Origin of the sequence: Nonomuraea jabiensis, from assembly GCF_014204795.1 — a bacterium.
GTDB lineage: Bacteria > Actinomycetota > Actinomycetes > Streptosporangiales > Streptosporangiaceae > Nonomuraea > Nonomuraea jabiensis.
Genome location: NZ_JACHMB010000001.1, coordinates 1122674 through 1139711 on the forward strand (window position 1 = coordinate 1122674; position 17038 = coordinate 1139711).

Consider the following 17038-nt stretch of genomic DNA (forward strand, 5'->3'; position numbering starts at 1 on the left):
CCCGCCCATAGGAGCCCCGGCGACGCGTCCCCAACCGCCCTGGGGTGGTCAGGCGAGGTGGTCGGCGAGGTAGCGGCGGACGAGGTGTTTGCATTCGGCGATCAGCAGCGCATCCCCCGCCGGATCCACGCGGAACGCCAGCTTGAGCACCGCGTCCGTCGCCTCCACCGCCACCAGCAGCGCGCGATCCAGCCCCGGCCCCACGGGCGCGTCCAGGAGTTCGAGGGTGAGGGTGCGCAGCCGCTCGGCCACCACCATGTTGTTCTCCTGCGTCCCGTCCAGCGCAGTCTTGCTCCCGCCGACCGCCGGGCCGCCGGGGCCGAGGAGGACCTCGCCGAAGTCCAGCACCGCGAACCCCGGCGTGGTGCGCTTCATGGCGACGAACTCGTCGATGGCCAGGTCCACCAGGTCGGTCCAGTGTCCGAGGTCGGCCTTGGGGATGCGGTCGATGACGCGGGAGAGGAACGCCTCGAGGTTGCGCCGCGCCAGCGCCCGCACCAACCCCTGCTTGTCGTGGAAGAACTGGTAGAAGGTGCCGATCGGGACTTCGGCTCGGCGGGCGACCTCTTTGGTGGTCATCGCCTCGTAGCCGACCTCATCGAGCAGGAGCGCGCACTCGTCGAGCATCCGCTCCACCCGCTCCACGCTCCGGCGCTGGGCGGGACGGCGGCGCAAGGTACTCGTCATGACCCCATCCTGACCTATTACTGACATTAAAGTTCCCATAGACGAAAGGAGCCCGGGATGTTCCTGTGGGGGACGGCCACTGCGGCGTACCAGATCGAGGGCGCGGTCAAGGAGGACGGCAGGAGCGTCTCCATCTGGGACACCTTCGCCCACGAGCCGGGCCGCACCAGGGACGGGCATACCGGGGACGTCGCGTGCGACCACTATCACCGGTGGCGTGAGGACGTCGAGCTCATGTCCGGTCTCGGGGTGAACGCCTACCGTTTCTCCATAGCCTGGCCGCGCGTCCAGCCGCAGGGGGACGGCGAGATCAACGTGGCAGGGCTCGACTTCTACGAGCGGCTGGTGGACGCGCTGCTGGAGAAGGGCATCCAGCCGGTGCCGACGCTGTTCCACTGGGATCTGCCGCAGGCGCTGCAAGATCGCGGTGGGTGGATTAATCGCGATATTTCGGGAAATTTCGCCGAGTACGCCGCCACCGTCGCCGCCCGCCTGGCCGACCGCGTCCCCCTCTGGATCACCCTGAACGAGCCGTTCGTCCACATGGCCTACGGGTACGCCATGGGCATCCACGCCCCCGGCCAGGCCCTCCTCACGGACGCGCTCCCCGCCGCCCACCACCAGCTCCTGGCCCACGGCCTGGCCGTGCAGGCTTTACGGGCGGCCGGGGCCCGCCAGGTGGCCATCACCAACAACTGCACCCCGGTCTGGCCCGCCTCCCAGGAGGAGGCCGACCTGAAGGCGGCGGAGGCCTACGACATCCTCCACAACCGCCTCTTCAACGACCCCATACTTCTCGGCAAATATCCGGACCTGTCGGCGTACACCAAGAACGTCGACTTCGTCCGGGACGGCGACCTCGACCTCATCGCCGCCCCGCTGGACGGCCTGGGCATCAACTACTACAACCCCACCCGCATCGCCGCCCCCACCGACGAGGGCCTCCCGTTCACGGACGCGGGCGTCACCGGCTACCCCACCACCGCGTTCGGCTGGCCGGTCGTCCCCGACGGCCTGCGCGAGCTCCTGACCGGCCTCAAGTCCCGGTACGGCAGCGCGCTCCCGCCCATCCACATCACCGAGAACGGCTGCTCCACCGACGACACGCTGGAGGACCACTCCCGCATCGAGTTCCTGGAGGGACACATCGCGGCGATGCGCCGGGCCATGGCCGAGGGCGTGGACGTGCGGGGCTACTTCGTCTGGTCCCTGCTGGACAACTTCGAGTGGGCCGAGGGCTACCACCAGCGCTTCGGCCTCGTACACGTGGACTTCGAGACCCAGCGCCGCACCCCGAAGGCCTCCTACAGCTGGCTGCGAGAGCACATCAGGGCTCAGAACACCGACACGTGAACGTGGTCGTAGTGGTTGGCCGTGACTCCGCCGCGGTCGGACATGGGGTCCCAGCCGCCGCCTGACCGGATGTCGTAGTAGCGCTGCTTCCAGATGATGTACATGACGCCGATCCGGGCGCCGTTCTTGATCAGGTAGTCGGCCAGGGCGTCCCCGCGGGCCTCGTCGGCCCCGGTGGCCATGGTGCCGCCAGGCGACATCATGAAGTCGCAGGCCCGGCCCTTGCCGTGCTCGCCGGGGTCGCCGGGGCGCAGGCAGCCCACGCCGTACTTCATGGGGAAGTTCCGCATGATGTCGGCCCGCACGTCGATCATGCGCTGCGTCAGGCCCTCGGCGCCGCCGGGCTGCTGGAAGCCGTACTTGGCGAGCAGCTTCTCGACCTCGCGCTGCTTGCTCTGGAGGTTCTTGATCTCCTTGCGCAGCTTCTCGATCTTGTCATTGGCGGCGATCTTCGCCTCTTTGGACTTGTCGATCAGCTTCTGGACACCCTGGACGCGCCTGGTGCGCTCGTCGGCCATGTAGTTCATGTTGGCCGCCTGCCCCAGTATCACGGTCGGGTCGCCGTTGGGGGTGAGGAGCCGGAAGGTGTCGAGGGGCCCCACCATGTACGCGGTCCGCGCGATGTTCGCCACGTCCGCCCGCGCGTTCCTCAGCTGGGCCTGAAGGGTGCCGGAAGTGGTGGTCGCCCGTTTCACCTGGAGCTTGATCTCCTCCAGGCTCTGGATCTGGCCACGATAACGCTTTTCGAGCAGCTCGGCCTGTTTGGTGAGTCTCCGCAGGTCAGTCGGGCCGGGATCGGCCACGGCCGGGGACGGCGCGGGAAGGCCGAGCAGCCCGGCGAGGACGGCGACAAGAACGGCGATCCGCCCGATTCTCACACCCGCCCCCTCCCCTCATAGACGGTCCGAAACTATAGAAGATGATCTTGATTCCTGTCACCCGAACGGCCGAACTGCCGCACCATTGGCGACATTTCGGATGTTTTGTCCGAATTAAGGCGGACCTAAAGATTGGGTCTTGTATAGATCGCTCCAACGGTCTGAGATGGCGATCGAACTCGTCTCTGCGAAGGGGCAGATCTTGTCTCGAACATTGACCCTCGCCGCCGCCGTCATCCTCGGCTTAGGCACCTCCATCGTGGCCACGACCGCGCAGGCGTCCGTGGACCCCCTACCGCCCCGCGACCGCATCGAGCTCTACCAGCTCGACAGCGCCCCGGGCACCGCGCAGACACTCAGGGAAAAGGGCTTCGACGTCGTCCAGCAGCAGAACAAGGGCGACCAGGAACACATCGAACTCACCGCCGCCCAGGCCGACCTGGACGCGCTGCGCAAGCTCGGCCACAAACCCGAGCCTGTACGCAACCCGCAGGGCCAGACCCAGCTCGAGGCCGCCAAGGCGCAGGCCGCCTCCGGCTACACCGTGTGGAAGTCCTACTCCGAGACGGGCGGCATCGCCGACCAGCTCAAGGCCATCGCGAACGCCAACAAGGACATCGTCAAGCTCCAGTCCATCGGCAAGTCGCTGAAGGGCCAGGACATCCTGGCCGTCAAGGTCACCACGGGCGCCCGGCTGCTGCCCGACGGCATCAAGCCCTCGACGCTCTACTCCGCCACGCAGCACGCCCGCGAGTGGATCGCCACTGAGGTGGACATGCGGCTGCTGAAGTACGTGGTCGCGAACAAGACCGCGCTGAAGGACCTGCTCAACAAGTCCGAGCTGTGGTTCGTGCCGGTGGCCAACCCCGACGGGTACGACTTCACGTTCACCGAGGGCAACCGCCTGTGGCGCAAGAACCTGCGTGACGTCAACGGCGACGGCAAGATCACGGTCGGCGACGGCGTGGACCCGAACCGGAACTTCCCGACGAACTTCCACTACGACGAGGAAGGCTCGTCGAGCATCCCGAGCAGCGAGACCTACCGCGGCACGGCCCCGGCCAGCGAGCCGGAGACCAAGGCGATGGACGGCCTGCTCAGGCGCATCGGGTTCGAGATGCAGCTCAACTACCACTCCTACGGCCCGCTGCTGCTCTACCCGAGCGGCTTCCAGATCGCCACGGAGACGGCCGACAACCCGATCTACGAGGCCATCACCGGCAACGACGCCAAGCCGGCCGTCCCCGGCTTCGACCCCGACCTCGGGGCCGAGCTGTACACCACGAACGGCGACACCAACGACCATGCCCACCGCCAGTACGGCACGCTGTCGTGGACGCCGGAGCTGGACGAGGGCTGCGACGGCTGCGGGTTCGTCTTCCCCGACGACGAGGCGCTGGTGCAGGGCGAGTTCGAGAAGGGCCTGCCGTTCGCGCTCGACGTGGCCAAGTCCGCGGTCAACCCCGTCGAGCCGGTGAACCACCTGGGCAACACGACCCCGGACTTCGAGATCGACCCGTTCGAGGTCAGCTACGGCAAGGACCAGGTCGTCCAGGTCAACGCCAAGCGCAAGCTCGGCCCGGTCTTCCTCAACTACCAGGTCAACGGCGGCCGTACCAAGACCGTCCTGACGGGCGAGTGGAAGGGCGGCGAGCGGTACGGCAGCGGCTACAACCGCTACTACCACCGGCTGCGCGGCAAGATCACCGGCACCAAGCCAAGCGACAAGGTGAAGGTCTGGTTCACCTCGATCGGCAGGAAGAGCGCCGACTTCACCTACACCGTGGCGAGCGACATCGGCGGCAAGGTGCTGATCCTGGCCACGGAGGACGTCACGGGCCTCAGCCCGGCGCAGGGCGTGACCGAGGCCAAGTACGCCGACGAGTACGCCGCGGCGCTCACGGCGGCCGGCTACACCTCCGACGTGTACGACATGGACAAGATGGGCCGCAAGGCCCCGCACCCGCTCGGCGTGCTCAGCCACTACAAGGCCGTGGTGTGGGAGAGCGGCGACGACATCATCCCGAGGTCGCCGGGCCAGGTGGGCGGCACGACCTCCAAGGGCGGCGTGGACACCGAGCTCGCGGTCCGCGACTACCTCAACGAGGGCGGCAAGCTGCTGCACGCCGGCAAGTACCCGTCGTTCGCGGCCAACAACAACGGCGCCTACTACTACCAGCCCGACCAGCCGGCGCAGCCGGAGTGCACGGTCCCGGACGACCCGCCGTGCATCCCGGTGTTCAACGACTTCCAGCAGTACTGGCTGGGCGCGTACGTCTTCTTCGACGACGCCGGCACCGACCACAACACGGGCCAGCCGTTCGGGCTGGCGGGCAACGGCGGCGCGTTCGACGGCTTCGGCGCGACGATCGAGCCGAGCCACACCAACTCGTTCGTGGCCACCTCGGCCATCCTGCCCGCGCAGCAGTTCCCGCTGTTCGCGAGCTCGGCGCAGGTCAAGTGGGTACGCCCGGGCGGCCCGTTCGACCCGCACTCCGGGGCGTGGGACGTCTACAGCGGCATCGCCGACGTCTCGTGGAAGCGGCTGACCAAGACGATCGACCTGACCGGCAAGAGCTCCGGCGAGCTGACGTTCTGGACGTCGTACGACACCGAGAGCACCTGGGACTACCTCGCGGTCGAGGCGCACACGGTCGGCGGCGACGACTGGACCATGCTCCCGGACGCCAACGGGCACACCACCCAGGAGACCGGCAGCAGCTGCGACCCGCCCAGCGGCGGCGAAGGCTGGCGGACGATCCATCCGTTCACCCAGCGCTACCAGGGTCCCAACTGCGAGTCCACCGGCACCTCCGGCGCCTGGCACGCGGCCACCGGCAACTCGGGCGGCTGGCAGCAGTGGAAGATCGACCTGACCGCGTACGCGGGCAAGCAGGTCGAGCTGTCGATCTCCTACATCAGCGACTGGGGCACCCAGGGCGCGGGCGTCTTCCTGGACGACTTCGCGGTCACCCTGGACGGCGTGGCGACCGAGCAGACCTCGTTCGAGTCGGACCTGGGCGGCTGGGCCGTCGGGGCGCCTCCCGAGGGCACCTCGCCGTCGATCAACAACTGGTTCAGGACGGACCAGGTCTTCGAGGAGGGTGCCGGCATCGTCACCAAGGACACCGTCTACCTGGGCTTCGGCGCTGAGAGCGTGACCGATCCGGCCACGCGCGCCGACCTCGTCAAGAGATCCATGAAACACCTGCTCGGTTAGAGCCGGAGAGGGGTGCGGCAGAGCGTGCCGCACCCCTCTTGCGTGTCCGGACAGAACATGGTTCGGTCACCTTGAGGAAGTCCGGAAGCAAGCAAGCATTCGGTCAAGTAGGAGGGTCACGACATGCGCCGGCACGACAGGCTGTTCATCGGGGGCGAATGGGTGGCCCCCGCAGGCACCGCGACGATAGACGTCGTCTCCCCGCACACCGAGGAGGTGGTCGGCCAGGTGCCCGACGGCACCGCCGCGGACATGGACCGCGCGGTCGCGGCCGCCAGGGAGGCGTTCGACCACGGGCCGTGGCCGCGGATGACGTTCGCCGAGCGGGCGGAGGTCATCGGCAGGCTGGCCGCGATCTACAACGAGCGGCAGGGCGAGATGGCCCAGCTCATCACGGAGGAGATGGGCTCGCCGATCACGTTCTCGAACCTCGCCCAGGCGCCCCAGCCGCTGGGCATGCTGCAGTACTACGCCGAGCTCGGCAAGACGTTCGAGCAGGAGGAGCAGCGGCCGGGGCTGTTCGGCCCGATCACCGTGCGCAGGGAGCCGGTGGGCGTGGTGGCGGCCGTGGTGCCGTGGAACGTCCCCCAGTTCGTCACGATGACCAAGGTCGCGCCCGCGCTGCTGGCCGGCTGCGCCATCGTGCTCAAGCCGGCGCCCGAGACGCCGCTGGACGCGTACCTGCTGGCCGAGTGGGCGATCGAGGCGGGCATCCCGGCGGGCGTGCTCAACATCGTGGCCGCGGGCCGCGAGGCCGGCGAGCACCTGGTCTCCCACCCCGGCGTGGACAAGGTCGCCTTCACCGGCTCGACGGCGGCCGGCCGGCGCATCGGCGCCATCTGCGGCGAGCAGCTCAAGCGGGTCAGCCTGGAGCTGGGCGGCAAGTCCGCCGCGATCATCCTGGACGACGCCGACCTGGCCGCCAGCATGGGCTTCCTGTCCATCGCCTCGCTCATGAACAACGGCCAGGCCTGCGTGGCGCAGACCCGCATCCTGGCCTCGCGCAACCGCTACGACGAGGTCGTCGAGGCCGTCGCGAACATGGTCAACTCCCAGCCCGTCGGCGACCCCGCCGACCCGGCGACCGGCATCGGCCCGCTGGTGGCCAAGCGGCAGCAGGACCGGGTGGAGGGCTACATCAGGATCGGCATGGACGAGGGCGCCAAGGTCGTCGTCGGCGGCCTCGACCGCCCCTACGACCGCGGCTGGTACGTCTCCCCCACCGTCTTCGCCGGCGTCACCAACGAGATGCGCATCGCCCGCGAGGAGATCTTCGGACCGGTCCTGGCCGTGATCCCGTACGAGGATGAGGCGGACGCCGTACGCATCGCCAACGACAGCGACTACGGCCTGGCCGGCTCGGTGTGGACGGCCGACGCCGAGCACGGCATGGACGTGGCCCGCCAGGTCCGCACCGGCACGTACGGCGTCAACTGCTTCATGCTGGAGAACAACGCGCCCTTCGGCGGCTACAAGGCCAGCGGCCTCGGCCGCGAGCTGGGCCCCGAGGGCCTGAACGGCTACCTGGAGTACAAGACGATCGCGCGGCTCGGGTAGCCCCGGCGAGAAGGGCCTCGCGGCATGCCGCGAGGCCCTTCGTCGTGCCGCGGAACGTGCACCCAGCGCGCCCCCGCAACGCTAGGTACAGATCCCGCTACCGGAAGTATGTCCCACGTCCACCGCTGCGACGGTTTCCTTCCCCAGGGACTTTCTCCCGGTGGTTTCTTTCTTTCCGTCCTAGATAGACGCCTTTAACTCACGAAAGGTTCGAAGAGATCCACTTGCCGATTCTGCGAATGAGTTCGGGGGGCGCGGCGGTCTCCGCGTGGCCGTACCCGGGCTCGATCCAGAGCTCCTTGGGATCGCGTGCGCCGGCGTAGAGCTGGTGCGCGTGGTCGAGCGGGAAGAACGCGTCCTGGTCGCCGTGGACGATCAGCAGCGGGGCCGGCGAGATGAGCGCGGCGGCCTCGTGCGGCGGCATCGGGATCGGGTCCCACTCGCCGCGGGCGATCCTGGTCCGCTTGACCACCCTCGCCGCCAGGCGCCCGAACGGCCGCTCGATCGCCCAGTGGACCTGCCGCATCGGCTTGGTGCCGCGGTAGTACCAGCGGGCCGGGCCGCTCACCGACACCACGGCGTCCACGCCGCCGCGCAGGCCCGCGTGCCGTACGGCCACCGCCGCCCCCATGGAGAAGCCCACGACCGCGATCTTGGTGTAGCCGGCCACGCGGGCGTGCCGGACGGCGGCGTCCAGGTCGAGGATCTCCAGGTCGCCCACCGTGGTCTCACCCCCGGAGCGCCCGTGGCCGCGGAAGTCGAAGGCGACCACGCCGCCGTAGCCGCTGAGCACGTGCACGATGCGCCGCGCGGTCCGATCCCGCCACGACCCGGTGAACCCGTGCGCCATGACAATGCCAAGGTCAGTGCGGGTGGAGGGGGTGTGGGCGGCGTTGAGGCGTACCCCGTCGTCGGTTCTGAGCATGACGGGGAAATGAGGCGCGTACGGCATGGAGACGAGCTTATGTTCGCTCCGCGTCCACCCCGTGTTCGGCCGCCCAGACGGCGATCCGCGCCCGCGAGTCGAAGCCCAGCTTCTCCATGATGATGGCGACGTGCCTGGCCACGGTGGCCGGGCTGATCACCAGCGCCTCGGCGACGCCGCGGTTGCTCAGGCCGCGGGCCAGCATGGCGGCGATCTCCCGCTCCCGCGCGGTCAGCCCGTCCCGAGCCGGCACCGGCGGCGGCGGCGCGGCCGACCCGGGGTCGCCGTCGAGCACCAGCCCGGCCACCACCTCCGGCGGCATCCCCGTCCCCCTGGCCCACAGCAGCTCCACCCGGTCCGCCCCGAGCCGCCCGCGGGCGAGCGCCAGCAGCTCGTCGATCCGGCCGGACGCGCCGACCTGCCCGATGGACTCGCGCAGCGCGGTGGCGGCAGCGGCCGCCAGCACCGCGCCCTCCAGGTCCTCCCGCGCCTGCGCCAGGGCGGAGACGGCCATGAGCGCGCGGACGATCCCCCGGCGCTGGCCCGTCTGCCTGCTCAGCGCCAGGCTGTCGGCTATGTGGCCCCTGGCCGCGGCGTAGTCGTGCAGCCCGGCCGCCACCCGGCCGATCTGGGCCTGGCAGCGGGCCAGCTCGATCCGGTTGTCCAGGTCCTCCAGCAGCGGCAGCGCGGCGGCGTGGTGCGACCTGGCGGTCTCCAGGTCGCCCGCGGCCTCGGCCACCGCGCCCAGGTGGGTCAGCGCCCTGGCCAGCGACCAGTGGTGCCCCGCCTCCCGGGCCAGCGCGAGCGCCTCCTCGCCGTAGCGCCGGGCCTCGTCCGGCCGGCCGTGGAAGAGCGCCAGGTTGAGCTGCGCGATCCGGGCCGTGACCAGGTTGAACAGGTCGTCGTGGGCGCCCGCCGCCGCCTCCAGCTCCGCGGCGTAACACCGCGCCCGCTCGCTCTGCCCGGTGCGGAAGAGCACGGTCAGCGCCACGCCGTAGGTGATGCCCAGCCAGTAGCTGTACGGGTGCCGCTTCTGCTCCTCCAGCCCCCGCACGACCAGCTCTTCCGCCCGGCCCAGCTCGTCGGCGAGCTCCAGCCCGTACGCCAGCCCGCTCCTGGCCACCGCGACCAGGTCGGCAGGGGCCCCGGACAGGTCGAGCGCGAGCAGCCGCTCGTGCCAGCCGACGCTCTCGCCCAGGTCGCCCCGGACGGCCATGACGGCCATGGCGGCGCGGGCCAGGCGCAGCCCGAGCACGGGCTCGCGCGACTCCACCGCCCAGTCGACCGCGTTCCTGGAGTCGTCGAGGAGGGCGCGGCCCCTGGTGAGATGGGCGAAGCGCGCCTGCCACGGCATCCTGCGGTCGAGCGAGCCGGCCTCGTGGCAGCGCTCCATCTCCTCGCAGACCGCCTTCAGGTGCCTGTCGCGCAGGTGCGCGGCCTCGCCGGCCTCCTCCAGGCGCTCGGCGGAGTACTGCTTGATGGTCTCCAGCAGGCGGTAGCGGCCGGGGGCGTGGTGGCGCACCAGCGACTTCCCGGCCAGGCCGGTGAGCAGGCCGGCCAGCTCGGCCTTGCGCAGGATGCCGCCGTCGGCGCAGACCTGCTCGGCCAGGCCGAGGTCGAACGGCCCGGCGAACACCGAGAGCCGGCGCAGCAGCACCCGCTCCTTGGGCGGGAGGAGCTCGTGGCTCCACTCGACGATGGCCAGGAGCGTGCGCTGCCTGGCGGGGGCCGTGCGATCGCCGGCGGCGATCGGGCCGAACCGCTCGCCGCCGCGGGCGGCCAGGCGGTCGGCGATGTGCCCGGGGCTCAGCCGGCTCGTACGGGCCGCCGCCAGCTCCAGCGCGAGCGGCAGACCGTCGAGCGCGTGGCACAGGCGTACGACGTCGTCCATGACGCCCGCCACCCCGCTCGCGCCCGCCGCGAGCGCCCGCTCGACGAACAGCAGCACGGACTCGGCCTCGGGATGCCGCTCGTCGGGCAGCTCCAGCGGCGGCACCCGCCAGACCAGCTCGCCCGGGATGCGCAACGGCTCCCGGCTGGTGAGCAGGAACCGCAGCTCGGGGCACTCGGCGCTCAGACCGGCCACCAGCTCGGCGCACCGCCCGACCAGGTGCTCGCAGTTGTCCAGCACGATCAGCGCCCTGGCCGCGCGCAGGCGCGTGCGCAGGCCGTCGAGCAGCCGCCCGGGCACCTCGTCGCGTACGCCGAGCACCTCGGCCATCTCGTTGACGATCAGCTCGGGGTTGCCGATGCGGGCCAGCTCGACCAGCCACACGCCGTCGGGGAAGCGGCTCAGCTGCTGCGCCGCCACGCGCAGGGCGAGCCGGGTCTTGCCGATGCCGCCCACGCCGCTGAGCGTGACCACGCGTTGTTCGTGGACGAGCGCCGCCAGCTCGGCCACGTCACGGACGCGCCCGACGAAGCGGTTGGGCTCGGCGGGGAGGTTGTGCGGAACTTGCGCGATCATGTGGGGCCCAGGTGGTCGCGGGGGGATCACATCCGATGCCAAGTCTCCCCTGGTTCAGGGGCTGATGGGGTCACTTTCCGTGCAGAGTTCGCGACTGGTTGGATATGAATGCAGCACCCCGAGGTCGGCGACGCTCATCACGATCCGTACGCGTGATTCGTCCGCGGCGTCGAGCGCCCTCGGCAGGTCGGAGATCATCACGCGGGCGCCGCTCGCGTGGATCCGGTCCCTGAAGGCGCTCACGTCGAGGTCGCACGGCAACGGCCAGGCGACGCCGCCCGCGGCGATCACCGCGTCGGCCGCCACCAGCAGGTCGGCTCCCACGGGCAGGCAGATGAGCACGGCGTCACCCGCGCGCACACCTCGGCGCCGCAGCTGGACGGCCGCGACTGCAGACCTCTCGTCCAGCTGCTCCTCGGTGAGCCTCAGGCCGGTGCCCGAGTCCACCATGACGATGCGCTCATCCATGTGGCCCACGGTAGGGAGGGCCCCTCATGCATACATGGGGCGGAATATGCAGATCCCTATGCAGAACCGCGCTCAGCGCGCGACGGTCGGCTGCTCGGCGGCCCAGACCGCGATCTGGGCCCGCGACGTGTAGCCCAGCTTCTCCATGATGTTGGCGATGTGCCGGGCGACCGTGGCGGGGCTGATCACCAGCTCCGCCGCGATGGCGCGGTTGGACAGCCCCCGGGTGAGCAGGCCCGCGACCTCCTGCTCGCGGGCCGTCAGCAGCGAGTGTCTGACCGGCTTGGCCGCCACCGGCGCCTTCTGCGCGACGCGCTCGCCCTCCAGCACGTGGCGGGCGGCGTCGTCGGGGCTCATGGCCCGGCCCCGCGACCAGAGCGAGGTGGTGCGGCCGTCGCCCAGCTTGGTGCGGGCCCGGGCGAGCAGCTCCTCGATCCGGAGCGTGGGCGACTGCTGCCCGATCGACTCGCGCAGCCTGACCGCCGCGCCCGCGGCCAGCACGGCGCCCTCCAGGTCGCCCTCGCGCTCCGCCAGCACCGACAGCCCGACCAGGCACAGGGCCACGCCGTGGCGCTGCCCGGTCTCCCGGCCCAGGGCGAGACTGGCGGCCAGCCACTCCCGCGCGGCGGCGAACTCGTGCAGCATCGCCGTCACCCTGCCGACCCTGGCCAGGGCGCGCGACAGGTCGAGGTCGCTGCCCAGCTCGCGCAGCCACGGGACGACCATCTCGTAGTGGGCTTTGGCGGTCACCAGGTCGCCGCGGAACTCGGCCACCGCGCCGAGCTGGGTGGCGGTCCTGGCCATGATCCACCGGTGGCCGTGCTCGCGGGCCCGGGCGAGCGCCTCCTCGCCGTGCCGCTGGGCCTCGCGCAGCCGTCCGCGGGTCAGCGCCACGGCCGACAGCCCGGCCAGCCCCGCCGCCTGGTTCCACGCGTCTCCCGACCGCAGGGCCAGGGCCAGGCCCGCCTCGGCGTGGTGCACCGCCTCCTCGGGCCTGCCCATGCGCAGCAGCACGACGAGGATGAGGCTGTGGATGACGCAGCGGGCGAAGGTGTTGTCGGCGGTGAGCCCGGCCAGGCTCTCCTCGGCCAGCGCCAGGGAGCGGCTCAGCTCGTCCCTGGCCTCCAGGCCGTAGGCGAGGTATCCCCTGGCCTGCGCGATCTGCTCGGTGGGCACCTCGGTCAGGTCGAGCGAGAGCAGCCGCTCGATCCAGGTGACGATCTCCGTCAGGTTTCCGCAGAGCGGCAGCAGCCCGCTGCTGGCGGCGCAGAGGCGCAGGCCCAGCGGCACGTTGCCGGACTCCACGGACCAGTCGAGCGCCATCCGCTGGTCGTCGACGAGGCTCTTGCTCATGGTCAGCGCCTCCAGGCGGCGCGCCCACGGCACGCCCGGCTCCACCATCTCGGTGGTGAAGTGGCGCTCCTGCAGCTCGCAGACCACGTGCAGGTGGCGCTCGCGCAGGACCTCGCGCTCGCCGGCCCGGTGGAGGCACTCCACCGCGTAGCGCTTGATGGTCTCCAGCAGCCAGTAGCGCCTGCGGCTCTCGTCGCACAGCACGAGGGACTTGTCGACCAGCCCACCCAGCAGATCGACGATCTCCGCCTCCGAGATGGGCCGCTCGGCGCAGACCCGCTCGGCCAGGTCGAGGTCGAAGTCCCCGGCGAACACCGACAGCCGGCGCAGCAGCACCTGCTCCTTCGCCGAGAGCAGGTCGTAGCTCCACTCGACGGCCGCGAGCAGCGTGCGCTGCCTGACGGGGGCGGTGCGGCCGCCAGTGGTGAGCAGCGAGAACCGGTCGTCGATGCGGTCGGCGATCTGCCCGGGGCTGAGCAGGCTCGTGCGGGCCGCGGCCAGCTCCAGCGCCAGCGGCAGCCCGTCGAGCGCCCGGCACAGCCGCACCACGTCGGGCAGGCTGCCGGGGCCCAGCCTGGTGCCGGCGGCCGTCGCCCGGTCGAGGAAGAGCTGCACGGACTCCGCCTCGGGACCGCCCTCCCCGGGGGTGCCCTCGTCGGGGAGGTCGAGCGGCGGGACCCGCCAGATCAGCTCGCCGGCGATGCGCAGCGGCTCCCTGCTGGTGGCCAGGACGCTCAGGCGCGGGCAGGCCGCGATCAGCGCCGCGGCGACCTCGGCGCACCTGTCGATGAGATGCTCGCAGTTGTCGAGCAGCAGCAGGCAGTGCAGGTCGCGCAGCCGGTCGAGGACCGTGCCGAACACCGGGCGGCCCGCCTCCTCCCGCACGCCGAGCACCCGGCCGATCTCCTGGTCGACCAGCTCGGGGTGGCGCAGCCTGGCCAGCTCGACCAGCCAGACGCCGTCGGGGTACGCGGCCACCAGCCCGGCCGCGACCCGCAGGGCCAGGCGGGTCTTGCCGATGCCGCCCACCCCGCACAACGTGACCACGCGCGTCTCGCGGAACAGCCCGCGCAGCTCGTCGAGATCGCGCTCGCGACCGACGAACCGGTTGGGCTCCGCCGGAAGATTGTGCCTGGGGGGCTCTGGCATGTGGTCACCCTGCGTCGCTGAAGGATCACACTCTCCCACAGTGTCGCACTTTTCACAGCCCAAGCGAGCTCACGATCGCCCTTTCGTCGACGACACGCAGGACGGGATCGCCGAGCAGCCGTCTGGCCAGGTCATACGGCGCGACGACCATGGTGGCCCGGCGCTCCTGGGCCAGCACGCGGCAGCCCACCAGGCTCGGCTCGTGGGCGATGATGACGTGCGCCCCCACCGTCATCGCCAGGTCGATCACCCGCAGGCCCCGGAACGGCTCGCTCACCGCGCTGATCACCACGTCCTCCTTGCCGATCACCAGCCGGCCGGCCAGCCGGCGCAGGTCGGCCGCCAGCGTGTGGTGATCGAACACCCGCCCGCCGTCGACGGTGATCGCCGGCCCGGCCAGCGGGCCGTACTCGAGGGCGCGGTCGCCGATGAGCGCAGTGAACGGCTTCGCCCCCGACACGGACTGGAAGGAGAAGACCCGGTCGACCTTCACCGCGGCGGGGTCGTAGCGGCGCTGGGTGATCATGAAGCGCGCCGTCCCCGAGGCCGCGAGCACCGCCACCCCGCCCGCCCAGGCCACGGAGTGGACGGCCAGGGGCAACGACGTGCCGAGCGGGACGTCGACGATCACCTCGTCGCCGAAACGCAGGCCCTGGCGCTGCAGACCCGCCGCGGCTCGGGTGACCCGCCTGGCGAACGCGGCGTACGACAGCACCTCGCCGGTCCTGACTTCGCTGACCGCCGGTTGGTCCCCCTGGGTCGGCGCCGCGGCCATAACCAGCTCTGTCCAGGTCATGCCGACAATCTAAGGACGGCGGCCCGGCTTGCCATGCGCACAATTGTGCAACCGGCTATGTACGTGCGGACTGCACGTCACGGTGGTCATCGAGGATCGCACGGGACGTCCCGGATCCCCCTGTCCACACCCGCCCCTTGCCTCACCTCGCGCCTGTCATCAGAGGGGATCAACTAGACTTATAAGGCCGCGACTTCGCGCGGCCGCCCCCACGACACAGAGCGAGACGTCATCATGCCTTTGAACAGCCGCGACGACCTGCGGAACATCGCGATCATCGCGCACGTCGACCATGGCAAGACCACGTTGGTCGATGCCATGCTCTGGCAGTCCGGGGCCTTCCGCGCCAACCAGGACGTCGACGACCGCGTCATGGACTCCAACGACCTCGAGCGCGAGAAGGGCATCACCATTCTCGCGAAGAACACCGCGGTCAAGCACGGCGGCATGACCATCAACATCATCGACACCCCCGGCCACGCCGACTTCGGCGGCGAGGTCGAGCGCGGCCTGTCGATGGTCGACGGCGTGGTGCTGCTGGTCGACGCCTCCGAGGGGCCGCTGCCGCAGACCCGCTTCGTGCTGCGCAAGGCGCTGGCCGCGAAGATGCCGGTCATCCTGTGCATCAACAAGGTCGACCGCCCCGACGCCCGCATCAAGGAGGTCGTGGACGAGGTCTACGAGTTGTTCATGGACCTCGACGCCACGGAGGAGCAGATCGACTTCCCGATCGTCTACGCCTCCGCCAAGGCCGGCCGGGCCTCCATGGAGCGCCCCGAGGACGGCGGCATGCCCGACGCGACGGACCTCGAGCCGCTGTTCGACATCATCAAGTCGACCATCCCCGCGCCGACGTACGACCCGGACGCGCCGCTCCAGGCCCACGTCACCAACCTCGACGCCTCCTCCTACCTCGGCCGCATCGCGCTGTGCCGCATCCACCAGGGCGTCATGCGCAAGGGCCAGCAGGTGGCCTGGTGCCGCACCGACGGCACGATCCAGCGCGTCAAGGTGACCGAGCTGCTCATGACCGAGGCCCTGGAGCGCAAGCCGGCCGAGGAGGCGGGCCCCGGCGACATCATCGCCATCGCCGGCATCCCCGACATCATGATCGGCGAGACGCTGGCCGACCCCGACGACCCGCGCCCGCTGCCGCTGATCACGGTGGACGAGCCGGCCATCTCGATGACCATCGGCACCAACACCTCGCCCCTGGTCGGCAAGGTCAAGGGGTCCAAGGTCACCGCCCGCATGGTCAAGGACCGCCTCGACAAGGAGCTGGTCGGCAACGTGTCGCTGCGCGTGCTGCCCACCGACCGGCCCGACGCCTGGGAGGTGCAGGGCCGCGGCGAGCTGGCGCTGGCCATCCTGGTCGAGCAGATGCGCCGCGAGGGCTACGAGCTGACCGTCGGCAAGCCGCAGGTCGTCACCAAGACCATCGACGGCAAGGTGCACGAGCCGGTCGAGCGCCTGACGGTCGACTGCCCCGAGGAATACCTCGGCGCGGTCACCCAGCTCCTGGCCGTGCGCAAGGGCCGCATGGAGCACATGACCAACCACGGCACCGGCTGGATCCGCATGGAGTTCGTGGTGCCGGCGCGCGGCCTGATCGGCTTCCGCACCGAGTTCCTCACCGAGACGCGCGGCACCGGCCTGGTGCACCACGTCTTCGACTCGTACGAGCCCTGGTTCGGCGAGCTGCGCACCCGCAACAACGGCTCCCTGGTGGCCGACAGGTCCGGCCCGGTGACCGCGTTCGCGATGCTCAACCTGCAGGAGCGCGGCACGCTGTTCGTCTCGCCGACGACCGAGGTCTACGAAGGCATGATCGTCGGCGAGAACTCCCGGTCCGACGACATGGACGTGAACATCACCAAGGAGAAGAAGCTCACCAACATGCGCTCCTCCACCAGCGAGGAGACGGAGAAGGTGATCCCGCCGCGCGTCCTTTCGCTGGAGCAGGCGCTGGAGTTCATCCGCGAGGACGAGTGCGTGGAGATCACTCCGGAGCACGTGCGCATTCGCAAGGTCGTGCTCGACGCCGCCACGCGCGGTCGCGCCGCGGCCCGCGCCAAGCGCGCCTGAGCCTTTTTCATCGCCTTTTTCGGGTAAGGCCGCCCGGTAAGTTCCCGGCTCTGCCACGGGCGATGGATGGGCCTGCCGGTCAGGAAAAGGGGTCATGGGG

General features: G+C 70.5%; 11 protein-coding genes. 4 read left to right on the forward strand and 7 right to left on the reverse strand.

The window, feature by feature from the left end:
* Positions 1-48 precede the first annotated feature (48 nt).
* Positions 49-687, reverse strand: a complete 639-nt coding sequence (locus HD596_RS04585) for a TetR/AcrR family transcriptional regulator (protein ID WP_185068038.1) — start codon at positions 685-687, stop codon at positions 49-51.
* A 57-nt stretch (positions 688-744) separates the two neighbouring features.
* On the opposite strand from HD596_RS04585, the gene HD596_RS04590 reads away from it, so the two are divergent.
* Positions 745-2040, forward strand: coding sequence for a GH1 family beta-glucosidase (locus HD596_RS04590; RefSeq protein WP_185068039.1), 1296 nt, complete (start codon positions 745-747; stop codon positions 2038-2040).
* Here HD596_RS04590 and HD596_RS04595 read toward each other — a convergent pair.
* Positions 2022-2918, reverse strand: a complete 897-nt coding sequence (locus HD596_RS04595) for a coiled-coil domain-containing protein (protein WP_185068040.1) — start codon at positions 2916-2918, stop codon at positions 2022-2024. The genes HD596_RS04590 and HD596_RS04595 overlap by 19 nt on opposite strands.
* Positions 2919-3120: 202 nt before the next feature.
* On the opposite strand from HD596_RS04595, the gene HD596_RS04600 reads away from it, so the two are divergent.
* Together HD596_RS04600 and HD596_RS04605 are read left to right on the forward strand one after the other, a co-directional pair.
* On the forward strand, positions 3121-6138 hold the full coding sequence (locus HD596_RS04600; RefSeq protein WP_246554129.1) for a M14 family metallopeptidase: 3018 nt from the start codon (positions 3121-3123) through the stop codon (positions 6136-6138).
* A gap of 123 nt (positions 6139-6261) precedes the next feature.
* Complete coding sequence (locus HD596_RS04605) at positions 6262-7695, forward strand: aldehyde dehydrogenase (RefSeq protein WP_185068043.1); 1434 nt, start codon at positions 6262-6264, stop codon at positions 7693-7695.
* Positions 7696-7894: 199 nt separating this feature from the next.
* Here the strand turns inward: HD596_RS04605 and HD596_RS04610 are convergent, their stop codons facing one another.
* From HD596_RS04610 to HD596_RS04630, 5 genes are all read right to left on the reverse strand, one after another.
* Complete coding sequence (locus HD596_RS04610) at positions 7895-8647, reverse strand: alpha/beta hydrolase (protein ID WP_246554131.1); 753 nt, start codon at positions 8645-8647, stop codon at positions 7895-7897.
* Positions 8648-8657: 10 nt separating this feature from the next.
* The gene (locus tag HD596_RS04615; protein WP_185068044.1) at positions 8658-11087 is read right to left on the reverse strand and encodes an ATP-binding protein; all 2430 of its coding nucleotides are present in this window, start codon (positions 11085-11087) and stop codon (positions 8658-8660) included.
* Between the two features lie 54 nt (positions 11088-11141).
* On the reverse strand, positions 11142-11555 hold the full coding sequence (locus HD596_RS04620) for an AMP-binding protein (protein WP_185068045.1): 414 nt from the start codon (positions 11553-11555) through the stop codon (positions 11142-11144).
* A gap of 72 nt (positions 11556-11627) precedes the next feature.
* Positions 11628-14057, reverse strand: coding sequence for a LuxR C-terminal-related transcriptional regulator (locus HD596_RS04625; RefSeq protein WP_185068047.1), 2430 nt, complete (start codon positions 14055-14057; stop codon positions 11628-11630).
* 52 nt (positions 14058-14109) lie between these two features.
* The gene (locus tag HD596_RS04630; RefSeq protein ID WP_185068048.1) at positions 14110-14853 is read right to left on the reverse strand and encodes an AMP-binding protein; all 744 of its coding nucleotides are present in this window, start codon (positions 14851-14853) and stop codon (positions 14110-14112) included.
* A gap of 234 nt (positions 14854-15087) precedes the next feature.
* On the opposite strand from HD596_RS04630, the gene typA reads away from it, so the two are divergent.
* Positions 15088-16938, forward strand: a complete 1851-nt coding sequence (gene typA / locus HD596_RS04635; protein WP_185068049.1) for a translational GTPase TypA — start codon at positions 15088-15090, stop codon at positions 16936-16938.
* Positions 16939-17038: the final 100 nt, after the last annotated feature.

Coding starts and splice junctions, on each gene's coding strand:
- HD596_RS04610 (WP_246554131.1), bottom strand. CDS start 8,647: ATGCCGTACGCGCCTCATTTCCCCGTCATGCTCAGAACCGACGACGGG.
- HD596_RS04625 (WP_185068047.1), bottom strand. CDS start 14,057: ATGCCAGAGCCCCCCAGGCACAATCTTCCGGCGGAGCCCAACCGGTTC.
- HD596_RS04590 (WP_185068039.1), top strand. CDS start 745: ATGTTCCTGTGGGGGACGGCCACTGCGGCGTACCAGATCGAGGGCGCG.
- HD596_RS04615 (WP_185068044.1), bottom strand. CDS start 11,087: ATGATCGCGCAAGTTCCGCACAACCTCCCCGCCGAGCCCAACCGCTTC.
- HD596_RS04585 (WP_185068038.1), bottom strand. CDS start 687: ATGACGAGTACCTTGCGCCGCCGTCCCGCCCAGCGCCGGAGCGTGGAG.
- HD596_RS04630 (WP_185068048.1), bottom strand. CDS start 14,853: ATGACCTGGACAGAGCTGGTTATGGCCGCGGCGCCGACCCAGGGGGAC.
- HD596_RS04620 (WP_185068045.1), bottom strand. CDS start 11,555: ATGGATGAGCGCATCGTCATGGTGGACTCGGGCACCGGCCTGAGGCTC.
- HD596_RS04605 (WP_185068043.1), top strand. CDS start 6,262: ATGCGCCGGCACGACAGGCTGTTCATCGGGGGCGAATGGGTGGCCCCC.
- typA (WP_185068049.1), top strand. CDS start 15,088: ATGCCTTTGAACAGCCGCGACGACCTGCGGAACATCGCGATCATCGCG.